This window comes from Nocardia abscessus NBRC 100374 (assembly GCF_000308455.1).
GTDB lineage: Bacteria > Actinomycetota > Actinomycetes > Mycobacteriales > Mycobacteriaceae > Nocardia > Nocardia abscessus.
Window position 1 is genome coordinate 1 of sequence record NZ_BAFP01000059.1, and the last position, 1035, is coordinate 1035.

The window sequence follows — 1035 nt, forward strand, 5'->3', positions numbered from 1 at the left end:
CAGTGAGCACCACACCGCCGTCCACACTCTGACCTCCGCGCTGCTGGGGGGACACACCACCGCAACAACGGCCCGCGAACACGGAATAGGCATCGCCGACGAGTATTCGGTTCTGGCAGTGCATATTCCGAAACACCCCGACGAGCAGCATCCAATGCTCGACGGCAAGGTCGTCGCCCGCCGCAAACTGCGCCGCCTGCAAGCCGAACTCGCTACCCGCTGCGGCGAGAACGCACTCGCGCCGCTGAGTGTGGACGGTGGGACAATCCTGATCCCGACGGCGACGCTGAGCGGCGAGCGCCTCGACGAACTGCTCGCCCAGCTGTCGGCGGCCGCGCACGTACCCCTGACAGCGGCCGTCGTCACAGCGTCGGTCGCCGGGGTGCCGGGTGCAGCCGACCGCGCTCACGAATTGCTCGATATGGTGCGGCGGCTGCAAGGTGCCCCCGCCCTGTACCGTTTCGCCGATATGGCGCTGGAATACCAGCTGACCCGGCCGGGTCCGGGTCGTGAAACTCTCGGGTCACTGCTCGACCCACTCGACGATCACCCCGAACTGCTCCAAACCTTGTGCAGCCATATCAGCAACAACCTCAATCGCCAACGCACCGCCCGCTCGTTGCACATCCACACCAACACCGTCGACTATCGACTCAAGCGCATCAGCCAGCTCACCGGACTTGACCCCACCACCACGTCGGGTGTGTGGCAGCTACGTTCGGCGCTCATCGCCCGCACATTCAGCAAGCGCAGCCGACCCGATATCCAGGTCGACGCCGTGTGAACCGCCATTGCGAATTCCGACCATTTGGACACGCCCCTGATAGTGCGTCGTGGCTATCCAGAGCTCGGATGACTTCCTGGCGCTCGCGGGTGTCAGCGTCGAGTAGCGCGGCGCGGACTGCCGCCGCGAAACCGACGTTGATCAGAACGAACGCCATCACGTCGTGGGCGTCTTCATTGCCGGGGCCGAGCACCTGAATCACCAGAAGTTTCAGTAGTGCGCGCAGGCGTGGTTCGAATCCCGGGAGACCG

General features: G+C 64.7%; 1 protein-coding gene and 1 pseudogene. One reads left to right on the top strand and one right to left on the bottom strand.

The genetic code is table 11. From position 1 onward, the window contains the following. Positions 1-784, top strand: a 784-nt coding sequence (locus tag ON19_RS11480) for a PucR family transcriptional regulator (RefSeq protein WP_043689995.1), incomplete at its 5' end; no start/stop codon positions are given. On the opposite strand, the pseudogene ON19_RS43270 reads toward ON19_RS11480, so the two are convergent. Continuing rightward, positions 741-1035, bottom strand: a pseudogene (locus ON19_RS43270) (hypothetical protein); the annotation flags it as partial. The gene ON19_RS11480 and the pseudogene ON19_RS43270 overlap by 44 nt on opposite strands.